Source organism: Desulfobulbus alkaliphilus (assembly GCF_016918545.1).
GTDB lineage: Bacteria > Desulfobacterota > Desulfobulbia > Desulfobulbales > Desulfobulbaceae > Desulfobulbus > Desulfobulbus alkaliphilus.
In genome coordinates, this window is the sequence record NZ_JAFFQC010000009.1 from 1 (window position 1) to 20652 (window position 20652).

The 20652-nt window shown below is 52.8% G+C and carries 18 protein-coding genes and 1 pseudogene; 13 read left to right on the forward strand and 6 right to left on the reverse strand.

The genetic code is table 11. The annotated features are described in order from the left end of the window. Positions 1-717, reverse strand: a pseudogene (locus tag JWG43_RS06365) (ISNCY family transposase); the annotation flags it as partial. Positions 718-942: 225 nt separating this feature from the next. Here JWG43_RS06365 and JWG43_RS06370 point away from each other — a divergent pair. The 3 genes from JWG43_RS06370 (at position 943) to JWG43_RS06380 (ending at position 5135) form a co-directional block, all read left to right on the forward strand. Next, positions 943-1674 (forward strand): RsmE family RNA methyltransferase, encoded by a 732-nt coding sequence (locus tag JWG43_RS06370; protein WP_205241990.1) that lies wholly within the window; start codon positions 943-945, stop codon positions 1672-1674. Positions 1675-1748: 74 nt separating this feature from the next. Further along, a complete protein-coding gene (dtd, locus tag JWG43_RS06375) occupies positions 1749-2198 on the forward strand; it encodes a D-aminoacyl-tRNA deacylase (RefSeq protein ID WP_205241991.1) in 450 nt (149 codons plus the stop codon). 12 nt (positions 2199-2210) lie between these two features. After that, complete coding sequence (locus JWG43_RS06380) at positions 2211-5135, forward strand: insulinase family protein (RefSeq protein ID WP_205241992.1); 2925 nt, start codon at positions 2211-2213, stop codon at positions 5133-5135. A 446-nt stretch (positions 5136-5581) separates the two neighbouring features. On the opposite strand, the gene JWG43_RS06385 is transcribed toward JWG43_RS06380, so the two are convergent. Both JWG43_RS06385 and nadB read right to left on the reverse strand, forming a co-directional pair. Beyond that, complete coding sequence (locus JWG43_RS06385) at positions 5582-6010, reverse strand: DnaJ family domain-containing protein (protein ID WP_205241993.1); 429 nt, start codon at positions 6008-6010, stop codon at positions 5582-5584. A gap of 491 nt (positions 6011-6501) precedes the next feature. Then, positions 6502-8103 carry an L-aspartate oxidase gene (gene nadB, locus JWG43_RS06390; RefSeq protein ID WP_205241994.1) on the reverse strand — a complete coding sequence of 534 codons (1602 nt, stop codon included), beginning with the start codon at positions 8101-8103 and terminating at the stop codon, positions 6502-6504. A 142-nt stretch (positions 8104-8245) separates the two neighbouring features. Between nadB and JWG43_RS06395 the strand changes: the two genes are divergently transcribed. The 6 genes from JWG43_RS06395 to bioD all read left to right on the forward strand — a co-directional run bounded on the left by JWG43_RS06395 (position 8246) and on the right by bioD (position 13510). After that, entirely contained in the window at positions 8246-9028 is a 783-nt protein-coding gene (locus tag JWG43_RS06395; RefSeq protein WP_205241995.1) for a ParA family protein, read from the forward strand. Further along, on the forward strand, positions 9025-9909 hold the full coding sequence (locus JWG43_RS06400; protein ID WP_205241996.1) for a ParB/RepB/Spo0J family partition protein: 885 nt from the start codon (positions 9025-9027) through the stop codon (positions 9907-9909). The genes JWG43_RS06395 and JWG43_RS06400 overlap by 4 nt, the downstream gene beginning before the upstream one ends. Before the next feature lie 352 nt (positions 9910-10261). Beyond that, entirely contained in the window at positions 10262-11167 is a 906-nt protein-coding gene (locus JWG43_RS06405; protein ID WP_205241997.1) for a 4Fe-4S binding protein, read from the forward strand. Then, on the forward strand, positions 11164-11631 hold the full coding sequence (locus tag JWG43_RS06410) for an SH3 domain-containing protein (RefSeq protein WP_205241998.1): 468 nt from the start codon (positions 11164-11166) through the stop codon (positions 11629-11631). The genes JWG43_RS06405 and JWG43_RS06410 overlap by 4 nt, the downstream gene beginning before the upstream one ends. A 140-nt stretch (positions 11632-11771) precedes the next feature. Beyond that, positions 11772-12578 carry a malonyl-ACP O-methyltransferase BioC gene (gene bioC / locus JWG43_RS06415; protein WP_205241999.1) on the forward strand — a complete coding sequence of 269 codons (807 nt, stop codon included), beginning with the start codon at positions 11772-11774 and terminating at the stop codon, positions 12576-12578. Between the two features lie 197 nt (positions 12579-12775). Beyond that, positions 12776-13510, forward strand: a complete 735-nt coding sequence (gene bioD, locus JWG43_RS06420; RefSeq protein WP_205242000.1) for a dethiobiotin synthase — start codon at positions 12776-12778, stop codon at positions 13508-13510. A 439-nt stretch (positions 13511-13949) separates the two neighbouring features. On the opposite strand, the gene tpx is transcribed toward bioD, so the two are convergent. The 3 genes from tpx to JWG43_RS06435 form a co-directional block, all read right to left on the reverse strand. Beyond that, on the reverse strand, positions 13950-14450 hold the full coding sequence (tpx, locus tag JWG43_RS06425; protein WP_205242001.1) for a thiol peroxidase: 501 nt from the start codon (positions 14448-14450) through the stop codon (positions 13950-13952). 249 nt (positions 14451-14699) lie between these two features. Further along, a complete protein-coding gene (locus JWG43_RS06430) occupies positions 14700-15149 on the reverse strand; it encodes a Fur family transcriptional regulator (protein WP_205242002.1) in 450 nt (149 codons plus the stop codon). Between the two features lie 185 nt (positions 15150-15334). After that, on the reverse strand, positions 15335-16249 hold the full coding sequence (locus JWG43_RS06435) for an ADP-ribosylglycohydrolase family protein (RefSeq protein WP_205242003.1): 915 nt from the start codon (positions 16247-16249) through the stop codon (positions 15335-15337). 500 nt (positions 16250-16749) lie between these two features. On the opposite strand from JWG43_RS06435, the gene JWG43_RS06440 reads away from it, so the two are divergent. From JWG43_RS06440 to JWG43_RS06455, 4 genes are all read left to right on the forward strand, one after another. Beyond that, the gene (locus JWG43_RS06440; RefSeq protein WP_205242004.1) at positions 16750-17877 is read left to right on the forward strand and encodes a branched-chain amino acid ABC transporter substrate-binding protein; all 1128 of its coding nucleotides are present in this window, start codon (positions 16750-16752) and stop codon (positions 17875-17877) included. A gap of 124 nt (positions 17878-18001) precedes the next feature. Beyond that, the gene (locus JWG43_RS06445) at positions 18002-18907 is read left to right on the forward strand and encodes a branched-chain amino acid ABC transporter permease (RefSeq protein WP_205242005.1); all 906 of its coding nucleotides are present in this window, start codon (positions 18002-18004) and stop codon (positions 18905-18907) included. Beyond that, positions 18904-19863, forward strand: a complete 960-nt coding sequence (locus JWG43_RS06450; protein WP_205242006.1) for a branched-chain amino acid ABC transporter permease — start codon at positions 18904-18906, stop codon at positions 19861-19863. The genes JWG43_RS06445 and JWG43_RS06450 overlap by 4 nt, the downstream gene beginning before the upstream one ends. Then, positions 19860-20651, forward strand: coding sequence for an ABC transporter ATP-binding protein (locus JWG43_RS06455; protein ID WP_205242007.1), 792 nt, complete (start codon positions 19860-19862; stop codon positions 20649-20651). Before JWG43_RS06450 ends, JWG43_RS06455 begins: the two co-directional genes overlap by 4 nt. Position 20652: the final 1 nt, after the last annotated feature.

The window sequence follows — 20652 nt, forward strand, 5'->3', positions numbered from 1 at the left end:
TGCTTGCGTCCTTGGATGTGGAATGCTTGAGCCGCTGTACCTTGGAGTACTGCTTCTTGAATTGCCGCTGGTGGTACTTGTGCTGCCGCCATCCCGGCAGGTTGTACATTCCGGCCAGTATCACGCAGATTTCGATGACCTTACGGATGGCGTCCAGCAGGAGGTTTATGTCGGTGGGAAAATGGACATCTGTTTCCACCACAAAGGAGTCACAGCGGCCGACGATGCCCTCTTCGGGTTTTTTTTTAATGCCAGGTGTCCCGCGCGGACGACTTCCTGGTTGATCCGGTCCAGAATCTCCGGTGTGAACAGCCGCAGATTATCCTTGAGTGTCTGCAGGTTATAATACTTGACGTCCGTCCAGTCGCTGTGACCGAGCATTTGTCGAAGGGTCTTATGTTCGTTGGCCAACTCATGGATACGATCATAGTCGGCATTGAGCCCTACCCTGAGCACCCCCAGGACCAGAATCTGCCATTGGGTCATGCCGGGGCGACCGTTCTTGGGATCCGCCTTGACGGTCTGCCCCTCGACTTGACGCTCAGGCAGGACCTCTTCGAGGATGGTGAAGACCGACCTGCGCAGTTCGGGCGTGGTGTAGATGTGCTGGAGTCCCCGCAAGATCTGCGGGATATCATCGCGGGATTTAGGGTCCAGTTTGATGGCGCCGATGGCCAGTTCACCCAACTGCATTTGAGGTTCGATTACTTTGCGCATGAAGTATTCATCCTGTGAAGATTTGCCGGGAGCGGTGGTTGTATCTGCTCAGGGGGCTTGCCCGATGGAATTTTATGGCGAACTATACCATAGTAATCAATATGTTACACTATTAACGGCTCTCGTCGTTATTCATGCTCTCATTTTCTTCATGTCTGGAGCATGGTGACAACAACTTGATTTATTGTTGTTTTTGAGTTTTAGTTCAGGCACTACATAGTACCCATGCGACGTTTTTTTCTTCCCCCCGACGCTCTGCGGAACGAGTTCATCCAGGTCAGCGGCGCCGAGGCCCGGCATATCGCCGTTGTCCTTCGCCTCCAGCCTGGGCAGCTCGTTGAATTTTTTGATGGCTGTGGCGCCGTGTACACCACCGCCCTGGACTCTGTAGAAAAAAACCTGGTCACAGCATCCATTGTCAAGGTGCGCCGTGAGAACAGCAGGCCTGTTGCTCCCCTGACCCTGGCCCAATGCCTGCTCAAAGGCAAAAAAATGGATTTCCTGGTGCAGAAGGCCACTGAACTGGGGGTTCATGCCTTTCTTCCCCTGCACTCCAGGTATTGCGAAAACCTTGCTGACCGGGTGCGCCAACAAGAGCGCTGGCAGCGGATCATGATAGAGGCCTGCAAACAGTCCCACCGGACGACTCCAATGCATATTCACCCCGTCGTCCCGCTGGACAAAGCAGACTTTTCCTTGTTCAGGCACCGCCTTGCCGCCTGGGAAGAAGAGCGGTACACCGCCCTGCCCTCCTCTTATGCCGAGCAACCCGGCGATGTTTGTCTTCTGCTCGGCCCTGAAGGCGGTTTCCACCCCGATGATTTGTTGGTGATCCATGATCATAAATTCACCACCTTTTCTCTAGGTTCGAAAATCCTGCGTGGTGAAACCGCGGCCCTGGCGGCAGTGGCCATTGTCCAGTATTTCTCCGGTGCCCTGCAGCCAAACCCGCCATGAGCTGGATGCGCGCCGGGCCACCCTGCAAGCTCTACTTTTTCACTCAACACTCCTCTTTACCTTTCTGATACCTTATGAGAGCTGTACTCCAGCGGGTCAGCACCGCTCAAGTCGATGTTGATGGGGTGATCACCGGGACCATTGCCACAGGTCTGGTTGTCCTTCTCGGCATTCATCACCAGGATGACGAAACAGACCTCAACTGGCTGGTGGATAAAATTCATCATTTGCGAATTTTTGATGATGATCAAGGCCAGATGAATCTGTCGCTTACCGATATCCAGGGAGAGTTGCTTGTGGTCTCTCAATTCACGTTGTACGGTGATTGCCGCAAAGGCCGCCGCCCGTCCTGGAATAATGCCGCACCACCTGATCAGGCCAGGTGCCTGTACGACCTGTTCATCGCTGCATGTCGTCAACGCGGCACCAGCACGCGGGCAGGCCAGTTTCAGGCTAATATGCAGGTAACCTTGACAAATTCAGGACCTGTGACCATCCTTCTCGATTCACATAAAACTTTCTGACACTGGTATACTATGACCTCTTTTGCCCAAGGCTCCATCTATCACGGCTTTCTGCTCGAACAAAAGGCCTACATTGACGAGATTCACTCCACTGTTTTTCTTTTCACCCATACAGTGCTCGGCTGTCAGGCTGTGGCCATCAAAAATCAGGATGCCAACAAGACCTTTTGCGTCTCCTTTCTGACCGTACCCGAAGATTCCACCGGAGTTGCCCATATTCTCGAGCATTCAGTGCTCATGGGTTCGAAAAAATATCCAATCCGGGATGTCTTCGGCGAAATCAACAAGGGAGGCCTGATGACATTCCTCAATGCCATGACCGGATCGGATACCACCTGGTACCCCTTTGCCACCCGCAATCTCAAGGAATATTTCAATATCATGGATGTGTACTGTGATGTGACCTTCCATCCTTTGCTGTTGCAGTCGACCTTTGAGCAGGAAGGATGGCACTATCACCTGGAGAACATCGACGATCCGGTCCAATACACTGGCGTCGTGTTCAACGAAATGAAGGGCGCCTATTCCGATCCCATCCGTGCATTGTTCCACCATACCTTTCGCGGCCTGATGCCCAACTCAACCTATGCCCATGAGTCCGGAGGCAGTCCCCGCCACATTCCCGACCTCAGCTACGAACAGTTTCTTGCCTTTCACCGCTCCCACTACCATCCGGCAAACAGCACTTTCTTCTTTTACGGCGATGCTCCGCTTGATCAGGAACTGGCCTATATCCAGGAACATATTCTCCGTCACTATCCAACCCCGGTCCCCAGGGCAATCATCAGGGAAGGCGACAACCTGGAGGAACCGCTGTTCATCGAAGAGAGCTATCCCGTACAACCCGGCAGCTCCACTAAGCAGAAAACCTTTGTAGCCATCAGTTCCGCCGTGGGCACTGTTCATGACCGCAAACTGAGCGCCTCTTTTCAGATCATTGCCAATATCCTCTACAACTCCGACGGTTCCCCGTTGAAGAAAGCGATCATCAATGCCGCTCTGTGCAAGGATTTTGGTGGTCTGTTTCTCAGCAATTCCAGTTTGAAAACCTTGATCATCACCTATCTGGTGGGCACTGATCCGGATAAACGAGATCATTTTCTCGCTCTGTACAAGGCCACCCTGACCCGTATGGTCGAAGCCGGCCTGGACAAGGATCTGGTTCTTTCCGAACTGAACAAATATGAATTCACTGTCCGGGAAGAGATGAACAAGGCTCAACGCGGTCTCGATCTCATCGGTAAAGCCCTTCCCGCCATGAAACACGGCATGGACCCCTTCCAGGCCCTGCAGATGGATGCCCTACTGGCGGAAATTCGCCGCGAAGCTACGGAAAACGGGTACTTCGAACAGTTGATCCGCACCCATGTCCTCAACAATCCAGCGACCGTTACCGTTGCCCTTGTTCCGGACCCGAAAAAAATGGTCATCCAGCAGCAGGAAGAGCAGAATAAGCTGGAGACCTTTGCACAAACCCTTGATGCTGTCGGCCGACAACGCCTGGTGGAGCACACTCGAGAACTGATGGCTTTACAGACAATAAAAAATACATCAACAGACCTGCACTGCCTGCCTCGTCTCTCCCTGGAGGACCTTGACCCCCAGCCCCCTTTTCATGCTGTGCAGCCATCCCATCTGGCAGGGGTTGAATTGCTCATCAATGATCTGGAGACCAATGGCATCTGCTACCTCGATTTCGGTCTGGACTGCTCCATGCTGCCAGCGGGGTTGCTGCCGTATCTGGACCTGTTCGCCACCATCCTCACTGAAATCGGGACCCAGGAGAAGGATTACATGCAGTTCGCCAAAGCGATCAACCGTTGCACCGGCGACTTTTCGCATTCCTTCCAGGTCTATCTGCGAGCCGACGACCGCAACAAGGTGCGTCCCATCCTCTGGCTGCACATGAAGGCTCTTTCTTCCCATTTGGACGAAGCTCTGGCCCTGTTGACCGAGGTTTTGGCCTCCGTCTCCTTTTCCGACCGGGAGCACATCGAGGAAATAGTCCAGCGGGAGTTCGCCTGGGCTGAACATGCGGCACAAAGTGAGGGCTACACCCTGGCTTCGACCCGAGCCTTTTCCCATTTAAGTCGTGCCGGCGCTTATAACGAGTATGTCCACGGCATTCACGCGTATCAGCACTTGAAGGATCTTGCCGGCACCTATCAGCAGCGTGAAGAAACCTTTCTCGCTGCCCTGGAGCATATCCGCAACCTGCTGTTCCGCCAAGCCGGGGTGATCGTTGCCATCACGGGAGAGGATGGCGACATCCGCCGTTTCCAGAACCTGGGTGCCTCGGTTATCAAGACCCTCCCCGCCCCCCCCCTGGAGCACGTCCAACCCCAGTTTACCGTCGCTCCGGCCAGACAGGCTTTCACCACCTCAGCGGATGTGGTGTACAATGTGCAGTCCTGTCCCCTCTTTGCAGATCCGGCAGGGTATAATGGCTCCTTTGAGGTTCTCAGGACCTGGCTCTCGCGCGATTATCTCTGGAACACCGTACGCCAGATGGGTGGTGCCTATGGCTGTTTTGTTCAATTCAACCACTTGAGCGGTAATTTCGGCATGGTCAGCTATCGTGACCCCCAGGTGCGCAAGACCTACGAGGCCTATGCCGCACTGCCGAACCTGGTCAAGACGCTCGATCTATCCACGGAGGTCCTCCACCAACTGCTTATTGGTGCCTACAGCAGCTGTACGCCTCACCAGGGCCCGGCATCCAGGGGGGCTGCCGCACGAAACGATTATCTATCTGGAATAACAACAACTTTCAAACAAAAACGTATCGAGGAAATCCTGACAACATCCATTCATGATCTTCGCCGTTTCGCACCTCTGCTGGAACAACTGCAAACCGACCCTGTGCGGACCACCATCGGCAGTAGAGGAAAAATCGAACAGGACGACCACCTCTTTGATGATATCATCGAGCTGTAACCTGGGAGGACACCTGTACTACCCACCCCTGTGCCCTTTCTTCGGGCACAGGGGATCCGGTTGCCGTTCCTGGCAATACCTGGTGCCTGATTCGTGACGTCTGGACGCTTGTTTTGGATATATTCTGCTGTCATAACATTATCCTGAATCCGTGACGGCTGGAGTCTTCTTGGGATGTCTCTTGCTGTGATCAGGTTCTAATTGCAGCAGAACCCTTGAGGTTAACCTTCACCAGTCGCCCACGGATTCAGGATTATAATTGCAGCGAAATCCTTGGCAACAACGTTCACCATTCGCCCTTCGGGGCATCCATCGGCACGCCATCTTCATTGCCCGGAACCGCCCGATAAAACGTCTTTATTAACCGAAGGGTCACACGCAACAAAGCTGACGCACGGACGTATGCGCACGGATTCAGGAATACAGGAGCGAAGCCAGCCACACTGCTATAAATCCCGTATCGGGTTGCGGGGCACCATGGGGGCTGATTCCGCCGTTGCAGGCGTTGATAATTTATCCACCACCCGGTTGAAATAGGGGCCTTCCTCACCAAGATTGATCGACCGCCCCATTCGTCCCTCCAGCTTGGTTCTCAGGACGCCCAGCCTGCGCAGTTGCCGCACTTTTTCCCTTTCGTCCCTGCACGTTGTCAACAAATCTTCAATACGGGTAATCTCTTTTTGCAAGGCAACCTCCTCTGGAATATACCCGCCGTTTTTCAGCAAACGATATCCCATGCGCAGGTCTGCTGGTACATGCTCCAGATCATCCGGTGGCAACGGAACGTTTTTCCAGTGGCTGAGGTCTGCCATGCTCCCTTCCGCCATGGCCTGCTGGATTTTCCTCTCCGCAATTGTCTGTAAAATCGTCAGCATGGGTAATGCCCTCCCTTTTTCCTGAATCCGTGACGACTGGACGCTTGTTTTGGATATATCTTGCTGTAAGCATATTATAATTACAGTAAAACACAACCCTGACAACAGCCCTGCCGTCACAGACCAGGGTTGTCGTTATCGTCATCACCGGTATAATAAAAGGTGACGTTGCTGCGCTCCACTTGTGCAGCCTTCCGCGATCCTGCTTTACATTATCGGCATCCCCCCTCAACCAAAACCTGTTTCACACACTTGGCATCCCCCTGAAACCAGAACGACCGGACTTTCTTTGGGATTATTACACTGAAATCACTTTATAATTTTATCGAAATTTTTGATAATAATCTTCACCAGCCGCCCTTCTGGCGTTCGTCCGCACGCCATGTTCACGGTCCGTACCCTTACGCTTCAGTGTCCGCTAATCGAACTGTCAAAGACAATAAAGCTGACGCACGGACGAACGCCCACCGACCCAGAAAGGATGCAGGGGATTATTGCTCGAGCACGGTATCCTTCTTGAAATCCTGATCGTTTTTATCTGGATAGTCGACAATATAATGCAGGCCACGTGATTCTTTTCGTTGACAGGCACTGCGGACTATCAACTCGGCAACAACTGCCAGATTGCGCAGCTCCACCAAATCCGCTGTGAGCAGATACTCGTGAAAATGCTCCCGTATCTCTCTGCACACTGAATCCAGACGAACCTGCATCAATCCCAATCGCTTTTTCCTCCTGACGATGCCGACATAATTCCACATGAGCTGACGGACCTGATCCCAGTTGTGTTTAATCAGTACCGATTCATCCAACACGGCCGCTCCCCCGGTCTGCCAATCTTGCACTTGTATAGGTTTCTGCTCCCTGATGCTCTGAATATTTTCCTGCAACCACAGACTACCTCGATGAGCAAAGACTACGGCCTCAAGCAGAGAATTACTTGCCAGGCGATTGGCTCCGTGCAGCCCGGTGCAGGCTGTTTCGCCAAAAGCGAACAAATTATTCAGAGACGACTTCCCCCAGGAATCAACCAGCACCCCGCCACACATATAATGTGCGGCCGGCACCACCGGAATTGGCCGCCGGGTCAGATCAACACCATACTGTCGACAGACAGCATAAATATTCGGGAACCTCGTCATTAAAAACTCTGCGGGTTTGTGGGAAATATCGAGATAGACACAATCCGCTCCACTCGCCTTCATCTCGGCATCAATACCCCTGGCTACCGCGTCTCTGGTAGCCAGGTCGCCGCGATGATCGTATTTTTTCATGAAAGGTTCCCCGCGGCTATTGATCAACACGCCCCCTTCCCCTCTGACGGCCTCGGAAATGAGAAAATTTTTAGCTTCTCGATTGAAAAAACAGGTCGGATGAAACTGGACAAACTCCAGATTCGCCACCCTGGCGCCAGCCCTGTAGGCCATAGCCACCCCATCGCCAGTGGCAATATCCGGGTTGGTTGTATACAGATACACCTTGCCGCACCCGCCGGTACACAGAATTGTGACCCCAGCCATCCTGCTTTCCACCATGCCAGTGGTCCTGTCAAGGACATAGGCCCCCAGGCACCTGTCGCCACCCGCAGGAACCTCGCCCACCGCTTTTGAAGCCAGCAGCAAGTCAACAGCCAAATGGTTCTCCAGAACCTCGATATTCGCCGTGCCGGCAACCCGCTCCAACAACGCCCGCTCAATCTCCTTGCCGGTCAGATCCGAGGCATGCGCCACCCTTCGTACAGAGTGACCTCCCTCCATCCCCAGATCAAACCCCACCCCGCCCGCCCCTTTCTGGAACCTGACACCAAAATCAACCAACTCCCGTACCCGATCAGGACCTTCCGTGGCCACAATCCGGACGACCTCCTCATTGCAAAGCCCATCACCGGACCGCAATGTATCCTCAATATGCGCGTCGACAGAGTCTTCAACGGAAAGCACCGCCGCCACTCCCCCTTGGGCCAGATTGGTAGCGGTGTCCGCCTTTTTTTTCTTGGTAACCAGGGTTACGGTTGCAAACCCAGCCACCTTCAAGGCTAAAGAAAGCCCGGAAATGCCGCTGCCGACAACAAGCACATCGCTGTATTTTGCCATGATTGACTCCGGTGTAACAATGTTTCACGTGAAACATCGGTAAAGTTAAACGTAAAGGCAAGTAGCGGTTCACTCAACGGTTTAAGTATAGTATACTCGCATGTTGTTTCACCAATAAAGCAACGGAAGGAGGCAAAGAGTCTTGGACACGAAAGTTATTGCCCTGGCCAACCAGAAGGGTGGAGTCGGCAAAACCACCACGGCCCTGAACCTTGCTGCCGTTCTGGCCGCCAAAGGAAAAAAAGTGCTCCTGGTCGATTCCGATCCCCAGGGAAATGCTTCCAGTGGAGTCGGTGTCTTCAGGTCGAGCGAGGACAAGAACCTGTACAGCTGTTTTACTGGTGCCAGGGAAACGCAAGATTGCATCTTGAAAACCAATGTGAAACACCTCTCGGTCCTGCCAGCCTCAATTGATCTTGTCGGGGTTGAAATCGAACTTATCTCGCAAAACCAGCGCGAAAAAAAATTACAATCGGTTTTGCGTCCAGTGAGAGGACTCTACCAATATGTTCTCATTGATTGCCCCCCGTCCCTTGGTATTCTGACCATCAACAGCCTTACCGCTGCTGACTCGGTGCTTATTCCGCTCCAGTGTGAGTACTTCGCCATGGAAGGATTGGCACAGTTGATTCAGACTATCCGCAAGGTCAAAAAAAATCTCAACAGAGGGTTGTTTATCGAAGGATTGGTCCTGACCATGTACGACCGGAGAAACCGGTTGACGCATTCAGTGGCCAGTGAGATCCAGGACCATTTTGGCGATCAGGTCTTCAAAACGGTCATCCCGCGTAATGTTCGACTCAGTGAAAGTCCCAGCCACGGCCAGACCATTATTGAGTATGATGGGCAATGCAGTGGTGCTAAGGCGTACAAAGAATTAGGCAAGGAATTTTTAAAAAAACAACAACAGGGCAGGGGGGTATGAGCAATAAAAATGTTCTCGGTCGAGGGGTGAGCGCTTTGCTTCCCTTGGAAGGCCCGGAGGAAGAGAATAATTTTTTCATGTGTGATATCGATAAGATATCTCCAAACCCAAATCAGCCTCGCAGTTATTTTGATACTGAAAAACTGCAGGAATTAGCAGACTCCATTCGTGAAAAAGGGATTATCCAACCATTGCTGGTGAGCAGAGGCCACGGAAACCGATACCACCTGATCGCCGGGGAGCGGCGACTTAGGGCTGCGAGAATAGCCGAATGCGAAGAAGTCCCAGTGATGGTTATGGATTCAGGTGGTCCCGAAGAGAGCCTTGAACTGGCCTTGATCGAAAATATCCAACGCCACGACCTCAACCCCATTGAAGAAGCCACAGCCTATGCCAGGCTGATCAATGACTTCAACTTAACCCAGGAAGACGTTGCCAGAAAAGTGGGACGGCAGCGGTCAACGATCACCAATGTACTTCGACTCCTTGCTCTTCCCAGATTTCTTCAGGATGATATTGCCCAGGGAATCATCAGCGAAGGTCATGGCAGAGCGCTGCTGCGCATCAAGGATCATCCCGACCAGGTACAGGCAATCAGAGAGAAAATTGTCAATGAAGGTTTGTCGGTGCGGGCCACCGAGCGACTTTGTGGAAAAAAATATCCAGCTTCTCCACCACCTCCTGCGCGACAACAAACCAGTAGCGGCGACCAGGCATCTGCCCAGCTCTCCCATTCCTATTGTACGGCGTTGACCACACAATTGACCAACCAGCTGAATACAAAAGTTCGTATCATCCAACAGGGCCAACGTGGAAAGCTGGAAATCGAATATTATTCCAATGACGACCTGGACCGCCTGGTTGGCCTTTTGTCCCGCTGACCGCAACAATTCGTTGGCATGGCCTAATTCTCAGGATGAATTATCGCGGGCATGGCCCGCTCCTACAGGGTCGGGTAGGGCGGTAGGAGCGGGCCATGCCCGCGAACACAACCTTAGAGCCAGACCGCATCGGCAGGTAGCCTCGACCTCAAACCAACAGCGGTATGGTCAGCACTCTGGACAAGGAGTGCAGCGAAGATACAAACACCAAAAGTCAATAATGCGTAAAAAACCATTGTACCTCTTGTTGTTCTTTCTTGGCTTGTTCCTCATCGGAATCATCCTGGATGAACCATTGCGTGTGCTTGAACAAGCCCGAATCATCTGTTTGGCATGCATCGGTATCGGGTAGATGGAATCCTTCAGAAAGTGGGTGCAGAGCATCAGTTTTTTTTTAACCAATGGTTATTGGGGGTTTCTTGTTTCCGGGACCATCTACCAGGGCCCGTTGAAAGTACTCTGCTCTCCGGGACTCAACTGTTATTCCTGCCCGGCGGCAACCACCTTCTGCCCAATCGGCAGCCTGCAGCAACTCCTTCTCGGGCTGCGAATGACCCTGCCGGCAGGGCAGTTCTACCTTGGAGCCTATGTGGTGGGCTGCATGGGAATGCTCGGGGCACTTTGTGGCCGCATGATTTGCGGATGGATATGCCCTTTTGGCTTGTTCCAGGAACTGCTTCACAAAATACCGACACGGAAATTTGCGGTTGCTGCCTGGCTCACATGGGGGAAATACCTGTGCCTCCTTCTTTTTGTGATTGTGCTCCCCCTGACGGTGCTGGACAGTTTTGCCATGGGGAAACCCTGGTTCTGCCAGTTTATTTGTCCGGCCGGCACCCTGCAGGCAGGTATCCCCCTGGTCCTCATGCAGCCGGATATCCGTAACGCTGTTGGCATCCTCTATCTCCACAAACTGACAATACTTTTGCTTTTTGTCCTCTGGGCTGTTTTCAGTTATCGACCCTTTTGCCGAACCACCTGTCCCCTGGGCGCTTTTTATGGCCTGTTCAATGGAGTCAGCCTGATTAGGTTGAAATTTAATAAAGATAACTGTACAAAGTGTGGGGCCTGTCACGAAGTCTGCCCGGTGGACCTTCGTTTTAACGAAACACCGAACAGTCGTGAATGCATCGGTTGCCTGCAATGCAGCACGAAGGCCTGTCGATTTAACGCCATCTCTCTGGAAATAGGAGGTCTTGCTTTCAACTCGGCTCAACCTCCACCGGATAAACCCGTACAGCAGACACATTCGCCATGAAAACACGACGAATTCTTGTATCCTTTACGTTTCTTTTTGCCCTTCTTTTTCTTTTTCACAATGTCGCCCTGGCTTCGATGGTCGCGATCAGAGGCAACAATGTCAACATGCGGTCCGGACCAGGCCTTAATCACAGTATCATCTGGAAACTGGACAATGGATTTCCCCTGGAAGTCATCGGTCGTCAAGGCGATTGGCTCAATGTGCGCGATTTTGAGGGCAGTACCGGCTGGGTCAGTACCACCGTTACCAATACTGTGCCCCACATGATCGTCAAGACCAGACAGGGTTCAGACCGACCAATCAATATCCGCAGCGGTCCAGGTCTGGAAAACAGAATTGTTGCCAAGGCCCACCACGGCGTGGTCTTTAAAACCCTGGAAAAGAGAAATGATTGGGTCAAAGTTGAACACAGTCAAGGTGTCGTTGGCTGGATAGCCAAAAGATTGTTGTGGGGATTCTAGAAGCTGGCCCCCTCGGCCGGGTCACATCCCTTTCCCGTAGAAAACTCTCCACTGGTAGGGCGTTGCACACGTCTCAAACAGGTATTGGCAGCTATGCAGTAGTGTGCGCCTCGCTAGTGGCCTGCCACAATTGAAGGGTCATGGGTATTTATCTCCAAAATCAGTCCACATCTTCCATGGTCCCTGATAAAAGGCTTATCAAACTCCGTTTTGAGCAGGCAGCGGTCACCTATGAACAGCAGGCGACCATCCAGATGCTGGTTGCGGACAGACTGTTGGCCCTGCTGGCTGCGGCAGCACCTGGGGATCAACCAACCACAGGGCTGGAAATCGGCTGTTGCACCGGATTACTCACCGGCAAGCTGGTGGATCGCTTGCCGTCACTCACTGACGTGACTGTCAGTGATCTTGTCCCGGCTTTTTCTCCCTGGGTGAGGCAAAAAATTGGCGACCAGGTCAGCAACCTCTCCTTTCTGGCCGGCGATATCGAAACCCTCGGTCTTCCGCGGCAATATGATTTAATCATTTCCTCTTCCACGCTGCACTGGGTCCATGACCTACCTGCTCTGGTCCGAAAGTTACGCGATCACCTCCACGCCAGGGGAGTACTGGCTGTTTCCGTGTATGGTATCGATAATCTTCGTGAAATCAGGACCGTTACCGGTTTGGGATTACAATACCGGGATCTGAAACAATTGACAGGTGTCTTTGCCCGGGATTTCGAAATCCTCGCCAGCGACGAATCACGGGAGACGCTCTGGTTTCCCGACCCAATCTCTGTCCTGCGACACCTCAGGGCCACCGGTGTCAACGCACTTGGCCAACGTCCATGGAGCAGAAGGGAATTGAGGGCTTTTCACAGGGAGTATACCGATCGCTTTTCCGGCCTCCATGGGGTGCGATTGACCTATCACCCTATGTACCTCATTGGTCGTCCGCGTTGTTGATCCTGCTGAGATTGCAACGAAAGACAACTTCGATTCCTGAAAAAAGCATCGGTCATAAGGGAAGGGGACTTGACACTCAATGATTACTGCTAGACATATGCAAAACAAGAATCCAGCCGTCACGGATTCAGGGAGAAAAACCGAAAAATGAGGAACGCCCGGCTGCACAGAGTTCCGCCACATGTCCAGGTGCATTCATGAGTCGTTCACAGGGGGCCATGGCTATAGGTGGGATCGATACCGGAGTCGGCAAATCCTACGTGACCGGGCTCCTGGGCCGCTATCTTCTCCAGCAAGGGTGGGCGACCACGACCTTGAAGTTGGTGCAGACAGGATGTCGCGACACCTCTGATGATATCATGCTCCACCGGAAAATCATGGGCCAGGAGTTGACTGATTTTGACCGGCAAGGAATTACCTGTCCGTATGTCTTTCCTTTTCCAGCCTCTCCCAAGCTGGCTGCGGAGATGACAGGGCAGACCATTGAAGCCTCTGTGCTGGACCAGTCGCTCGTCACCCTGCAGAAGGATTATCAATGGCTGCTGGTGGAGGGTGCCGGTGGCCTGCTCGTCCCCCTGAACCGCGATCTTTTGCTGCTCGATTATATTGCAGCCAACAACCTGCCTTTGATTCTGGTTACCACGCCACGGTTGGGGTCCATCAACCACACTCGACTCAGTCTGGAAGCAATCAGGTCCCGCTCCATCACCTTATGTGGATTGGTGTATAACCTTTTTGGCGATCATCCCAAGGAGATTGTCCAGGATACCCTCAAGGAGTGTCGCCAGGCCCTGACTAGCTACGGATTCAAGGAGACAATCGTCCTTATGCCGGATATCCGCGAAAGCAGTGCCGCTGCCTGGCAATCATTGCTGCCTTCGGCATCAAACCCTGGTACATCGGGCAGCGAATTTATGAAAGGCGGCTGTTGACCACAATACACACCATTTGTGGAGGGTTTTCCAGTCCATTGATGGGCATTGGTGAAGGCTGTGTCTGGATTTTTTCCCGGACAGCCCTGACAAGAGCGCAGGCTTGAATTGCGGGTATTCGGTTTTTGAGGTCAGGAAAAGGCATGAAGCTAGTCGGGAACAGCGAATGCTCTGAACAATTGCCGAGAAACTCAGGAAGCTGCAACCTTTGCGAGAGATGTCGAGAGGTGTCCAAACCGTCCCGGTCCATCTGACATGGTCCGGGACGATTTTTACCGAACAAGCGGAACAGGGCGGAACAGCAGCGCCCAGGGAAACTTGCTTTTATCCTCCTAGTTCCGTGACGACTGGACTCAGGTTAGAACTACGACGATATTTTTGAAAATTCTCCTTCATCCGCCGCCCTTCGAGCGTGCGGACGAACGTTCACGAATGCAAATTATTTCAGGGCAGCGAGTGCTGCTTCGTAATCAGGCTCCTGAGCAATTTCAGGGACCTGTTCGGTGTGGAGAATCGTGCCGTCGGTATCGATGACGACAATCGCTCTGGCCAGCAGGCCGGCAACAGGGCCGCTGGTGATGGTCACGCCGTAGGTTTTGCCAAATTCAGGGTTGCGGAAGACGGACAAGGATTCAACGTTTTTCAGCCCTTCGATTTCGCAGAATCGGCTATGGGCAAAAGGAAGATCAGCGGAAATGCAGAGAACGACCGTGTTCTCCAGAGACCCGGCGGTCTGGTTAAATCGACGGACCGAGGCGGCGCAGACCGGTGTATCGATACTCGGGAAAATATTGAGGACAACTCGTTTACCCTTGTAATCAGCAAAACTTGCCTCGGAAAGATCAGATTTGACCAGGGTGAATTCCGGAGCCGGAGCAGCTTTGGCGGGCAGGGTACCGATGGTTTCTATGGCGTTGCCTTTCAAGGTTATGGTGGCCATGGGTTTTTCTCCTTGCGTAAAATTGTAGTCTTGGGAAAACGACCGCTGCCTGGTCTTGAGGAGCGGCCTTTTCCGGGTTCAGACGGGTGAGGTGGGTACAACTCCCGGCAGAGAATAATCATTCTCTTTAAGGTGTAAAGATCAATTGCCCGTAAACGTCCAATAAAGTCTTCTTTAATCGAACGGTCACAGACAATACAGCTCACCCACCGAAAAACGTTCACCGATCCAGGATCTTCTCTTAACAAGTTACCGATCTTCTGCTGCCAAGCAGGCAGTACACCTCCCATGCAGAACCACATTTTTTCGCTCTATGGTGCCGATTCGCCCCAGGGTTGGGGGCAATGCTACTGTATCGAAAGCGGGCCAGGTGAAATCAAAAACCGAACCGCATCGATCGCAGAGGAAGTGGTGATGTCTGACATTAAGTGCTTCAAATCGCGCCTGACTTTCCTTGGTTTCTAGACGGTGGACAAGACGGTGTTTTTCAAAAGTGGCCAGGGTCCGGTATACCGTGTCCAGGGATAGTGTGGGCATTCGATCCCGCAAACGACGATACAGGGTTTCAGCTGAGGGATGATCAGAAGATTCCAACAGGGCACGATAAATTTCCATACGCTGCTGTGTCACCTTGAGTCCCGCATTTTTGCAGGTCTGTTCAAAATGGTCCAGGTCATTTTTGAAGTCGTCGGAATTCATTGCACCCAGAATTAATAATTTTTACCAAAACAACACTTGCTTTTTAAAACCTATTGATATCGGCGTCAATAGGTTTTTTCATTGCCCAAAGGGATACGACAATGTGGTTCTTGTTTTTTTGAGAACCCACAAACGACCACCATCTGCATGGGACCGGTTGCGTCCGGATCCCATGTACCCGATGCTCAGGCCCCATTCTCCAGCGATGCGAGCAAGGCGGAGATATGAGTCTTCTGGTTCAATCCGTCCAGCCATTGTTCAGGCAGAGCATCCGGGCCAAGATGAGCCCCGAGGACCATCCCGGCAGCGAGACCACGAGCTGCCGAGTCACCACCGGACATTACATTTTCGATTAAGGCTGTTTTCAGATCATCCGGATAGGTAACTATCAGATGGATGGCTCCGGGAAGCGCCGCGGCAATACCGCACATCTGGCCAAAGTGCCCGATAACCTTGCGGGTGTCCTTGCCGCCTGAATCCAAGCCGCCACGGATACGGTTATCGAGATCAATATCCGCAACGCCTGCATCCAAAGCATTTTCCATGGCCACCCGGGGATCGACTCCCTGCAGAACCTCAAAGGTGGTCCGAGCCAGAAATTCAGCACCCGCCAGGGTGGCGACGTTGTTGTGGGACATGGAGGTCTGCAAATGAACAGCTTCAAGGAGTTGCTCCAGGTTGTTCCGATACAGGAACACCAGTGGTGCAATCCTGGCGGCACCTCCGAGGTCCGACGAACTCGATCCCGTCGGCTGCGGTGGCGGGCTCTTGTCCATATTTTCCAGGGTCGTGGCGGTTGCCTTATCGATGTAGCCCTGATACCCGTCAAACAGGGATCGCCAGGAACGGCTGAAGCCATCAAGGGAAAACCTTCCGGTTGCGGCGATGGATTCAAGCAAGACCAGAGCCTGGTCACCATAATGGGTAAAATCGCCCCGACCTTTGGTGGCATGGAACGAATCGGGCAGAGGTGCGCGCAGGTCATCAACTCGACCGATGCGCCGATCGATCTCAGCGATATCGTACACCCAGTGGGCTCCCAGGGCCAGAGAATCGGCTACAAAGGAAGCCTGTACCATTGCTGTTGCGTGTGTGGTCATGAGCATTCTCCTGGTAATGTGTGGTTGATCTGAAACGCATCGGGCGACCACCCCTTCTGTGGTCCTTCTGTGTCCATCAGTAGGGGGGAAAGACGACATTTGTCTAACCGGGATGTCGGCTTAACAAGAATAAAGATATTGGAACATGACATGAACGTGCTCATGCACGGTCTCTTGAAAATCGGCCGCTGAAGTAAAAGTTTACGAGTACAAGAAATACCCTCTGTACTCAACAGGCAAGGGAGATAGTACATAAAAAAATTGACGCGAAGCCTGCGGATTAGTAAATGTTACCACGTTCTGCTGTAGCCCTGTACCAGAAAACTGGTTCATATCTGTCCAGAAGCGAGATTTTTGCTTTGCATCAACCTGGATCCGTGAGCGTAACTCATTGATGCAGCGGGAGTCAATCAGCCCTGGGGACTGCATTGTGCAGACATCTGTGTCGACCCACCATGAGGTGCGGTTTCACTCTAACTTCCAAGCAAGGAGGTACTTGTATGAAAAAACGTATGATGTTGTGGTTACTGGCAGGATTGGTGGCTGTGCCGTTTGTGGTCGGGCAGGCCTTTGCAGAGATCCGCATCGGGTTAATGGCGCCGCTGACCGGTTCCTGGGCCAGCGAAGGCCGGGCTATGAAGCAAATCGTTGATTTACTCGCTGATGAGGTCAACGAAGCCGGCGGTGTGTTGGGGCAGAAAGTGGTCATTATTGCCGAAGACGATGGTGGTGATCCCCGGACCGCTTCCCTGGCTGCTCAGCGGCTTTCCACGCAAGGCATCGTTGCGGTGATTGGAACGTATGGTTCCTCCATTACCGAGGCTACTCAGAATATTTACGATGAAAACAAGATTGTTCAAGTAGCTACAGGCTCAACCGCTATCCGACTGAGTGAAAAAGGACTGCAATATTTTTTCCGTACCTCGCCGAGGGATGACGAACAAGGACTTGTTGCCGCCAATACTCTGAAAAACATTGGTTTTGAAAGGATCGCCATTCTCCATGACAACACCACCTATGCCAGGGGATTGGCCGATGAAGCTCAGGCTTTGTTGCAAGCGGACGAGTTGGACATCGTCCTTTTTGACGCTTTAACCCCGGGAGAACGGGATTACAGCGCCATCCTCTCACAACTGAGGTCACGTAATCCCGATGTCGTTCTATTTACCGGATACTTTCCCGAAGCGGGTCTGCTGCTCCGCCAGAAGAAAAACATGGGCTGGGATGTACCGTTCCTTGGTGGTGACGCCACCAACAACCCTGACTTGGTCAGTATTGCCGGTACAGAGGCTGCAGAGGGTTTCATGTTTTTAAGCCCGCCTGTTCCCCAGGACCTGGATTCCGCAGAGGCGATGTCCTTTATGACCGCATATCGGGAAAAATATCAAGGCGATCCCGCCTCGGTCTGGGCTGTACTGGCCGGCGATGCCTTCAAGGTGCTTGTTGCCGCCATTGAAGGAACCGGCTCAACAGAACCGGATGAAATCGCTGAATTTCTCCGCACCGGTCTTGAGGATTTCCAGGGCTTGACCGGAACGATAGCCTTTGATGACAAAGGTGACCGGGTTGGTGAGTTGTATCGTCTGTATCATGTGGACGGCGAGGGCAATTTTGTTCTTCAGCCCTAACTGGTCCTGATCCGTCTGTCCATACATACCGGACGACGGGTCTCTTCAGCCCTTCACGGCCTGCCGGGATGGAATAATTCATCCCGGCAGGCCTCATTCAACGCACCGGTACCGGGGAAGCGCTATGCAGCTTTTTTTTGAACAACTGACCAACGGTCTGGCCGTGGGCGGTATTTACGCTCTGATTGCGTTGGGCTACACCATGGTCTACGGTGTGCTCAAGTTGATCAATTTCGCCCACGGCGATCTGTTCACCATCGGTGCGTATCTGGGACTTACTCTGCTGGTATCCATGGGGCTGACCAGTCATCTTGGCCCCCTGGCAGGCATCCTTGTCCTCACGATTATGGTCATGGGCCTGGTGGCGGTCATTGGAGCCCTGCTCGAACGGGTCGCCTATCGACCCTTACGCACATCACCCCGTTTGTCGGCCGTAGTTTCAGCACTGGGAGCATCGATATTCTTCCAGAATGCCATCATGCTCATTTACGGAGCGCGATTTCGAGTCTATCCCCACGATATTCTTCCAGTCACCTCGATTACCCTTTTTGGTGTTCAGATCCCGGTGATGCGGATCCTTCTTTTCACAGCTTCCATCGTCATGATGGCAGGGCTGTACTTTTTCGTCCAGCGAACCAGAACCGGAACCGCCATCCGCGCAGCAGCCATCGACCAGGGAGCCGCCAAACTAATGGGCATCGATGTCAACCGGGTGATCATGTACGTCTTTCTCATCGGTCCGGCTTTGGGCGGCGCCGCCGGGATGATGGTTGGACTCTATTATGGGCAGATCAACTTCACCATGGGCTGGGTGTATGGCCTGAAAGCCTTCACCGCCGCGATACTCGGCGGCATCGGTAATATTCCGGGAGCGATGCTCGGTGGATTGCTCCTCGGCGTGATCGAGGCCCTGGGTGCCACCTATATATCCCTGGCATGGAAGGATGCCATTTCATTTCTGGTGCTCATTTTGATCCTTATCTTTCGCCCCACTGGTATTCTGGGCGAACGGGTGGCGGACAAAGTATGAAACCGGCTACCCTCTTAAACGTTTGCATTGTGGCGGTCCTGCTCATCGCCCCCATATGGTTGAACGCCTACTGGGTGGAGGTTCTCAACTCCATTGGCATCTATGCTATTCTCGCCCTCAGCTTGAATGTCATTCTCGGGTATGCGGGCCTGTTCCACATGGGCCATGCCGCCTTTTTTGCCATAGGGGCCTACACCACAGCCATTCTCAACACCCAGATGGGCATTCCCGTTCTCTGGCTGATGCCGGTGAGCGGTCTTTTTGCAGGCCTGTTTGCTCTGCTGGTGGCCAGGCCGATTATTCACCTTCGAGGCGACTACCTGCTCATCGTTACCATCGGCATAGTCGAAATTGTCCGCATCGCCCTGGTGAACAATGTTTTTGGTTTAACCGGAGGAGCCAATGGTATCTTCGGCATCAGTCGACCTGTCCTTTTTGGCTATGTAATCCGCACCTCCCACGATTTCTACTACCTGATTTTCGCCTTTGCCGCAGTCACGGTACTGCTTTTCCGCCGTTTGGAAAATTCACGTTTCGGCAGGGCCCTGCAGTATATCCGTGAAGATGATGTCGCCGCCGAAGGCAGTGGTATCAATACCGCCCATTACAAACTGGTGGCATTCATTCTCGGTGCTTTCTGGGCCGGTATGGTCGGCACTATCTTTGCCTCCAAAATGACAATAATATCTCCGCAATCCTTCACCTTCTGGGAATCAGTGATCATGTTCACTATTGTCATCCTCGGGGGGTCAGGAAGCATCCGCGGTGTTCTTCTCGGTGCTTTTCTCATTATCGGCCTGCCCGAGATTTTCCGTGAATTCGCCGACACCAGAATGCTGGTTTTCGGTGCAGCCATGGTCTTGATGATGATCTTTCGCCCCCGGGGTCTCCTACCGCCTTCACCCCGAACCTATACCCTCAACCTACCCCCCCAATCGAGGCAAGCGGGCCCATGAGCAATCAGCCACTGCTGCGCCTGGCCGATCTGACCAAATCCTTTGGCGGTGTCATGGCGGTGAACAGGGTCAGCTTTGACGTCGATTCCGGCAGCATCGTTGGTCTTATCGGACCCAATGGTGCCGGCAAGACCACGGTGTTCAACCTCATCACCGGAAACTATCGTCCGGATAAGGGCGAGATTCTTTTTGACGGGCAGAGCATCGCCACTATGCGCACCCATCGGATCGTCTCCCTGGGCATTGCCCGGACCTTTCAGACCATCCGCCTTTTTCCGAACATGAGTGCTCTGGAAAATGTCCTGGCCGGATGTCATTGCCGGATGCGCTCCGGGGTGATCGGCTCCATGCTGCGCCTGCCCTGGCAGAAACGCGAAGAACGCCAAGCATTGGAAACCGCTGTCGCTGAACTCTCCTTTGTCGGCCTCAGACAACAGTTGGATCAAGTCGCGCGCAACCTCTCCTATGGAAATCAGCGTCTCCTTGAAATAGCCCGGGCTTTGGCCACCAGACCTCGTTTTCTCATTCTGGATGAACCTGCCGGTGGAATGAACGATTATGAAACCCAGGTCCTGGTTGATCTTATTCTTCAGATTCGTGACCGAGGTATCACTGTGCTCCTGATAGAACACGATATGAACCTGGTTATGAAAATCTGCGATAACCTGGTGGTTCTCGAGTACGGCATCTTGATTGCTCAGGGAACACCGGAAGAAATTCGCACGGATCAACGTGTCATTGACGCTTATCTGGGCGCACCTGACGCGGATGGGGATGAGGATTTCTGAC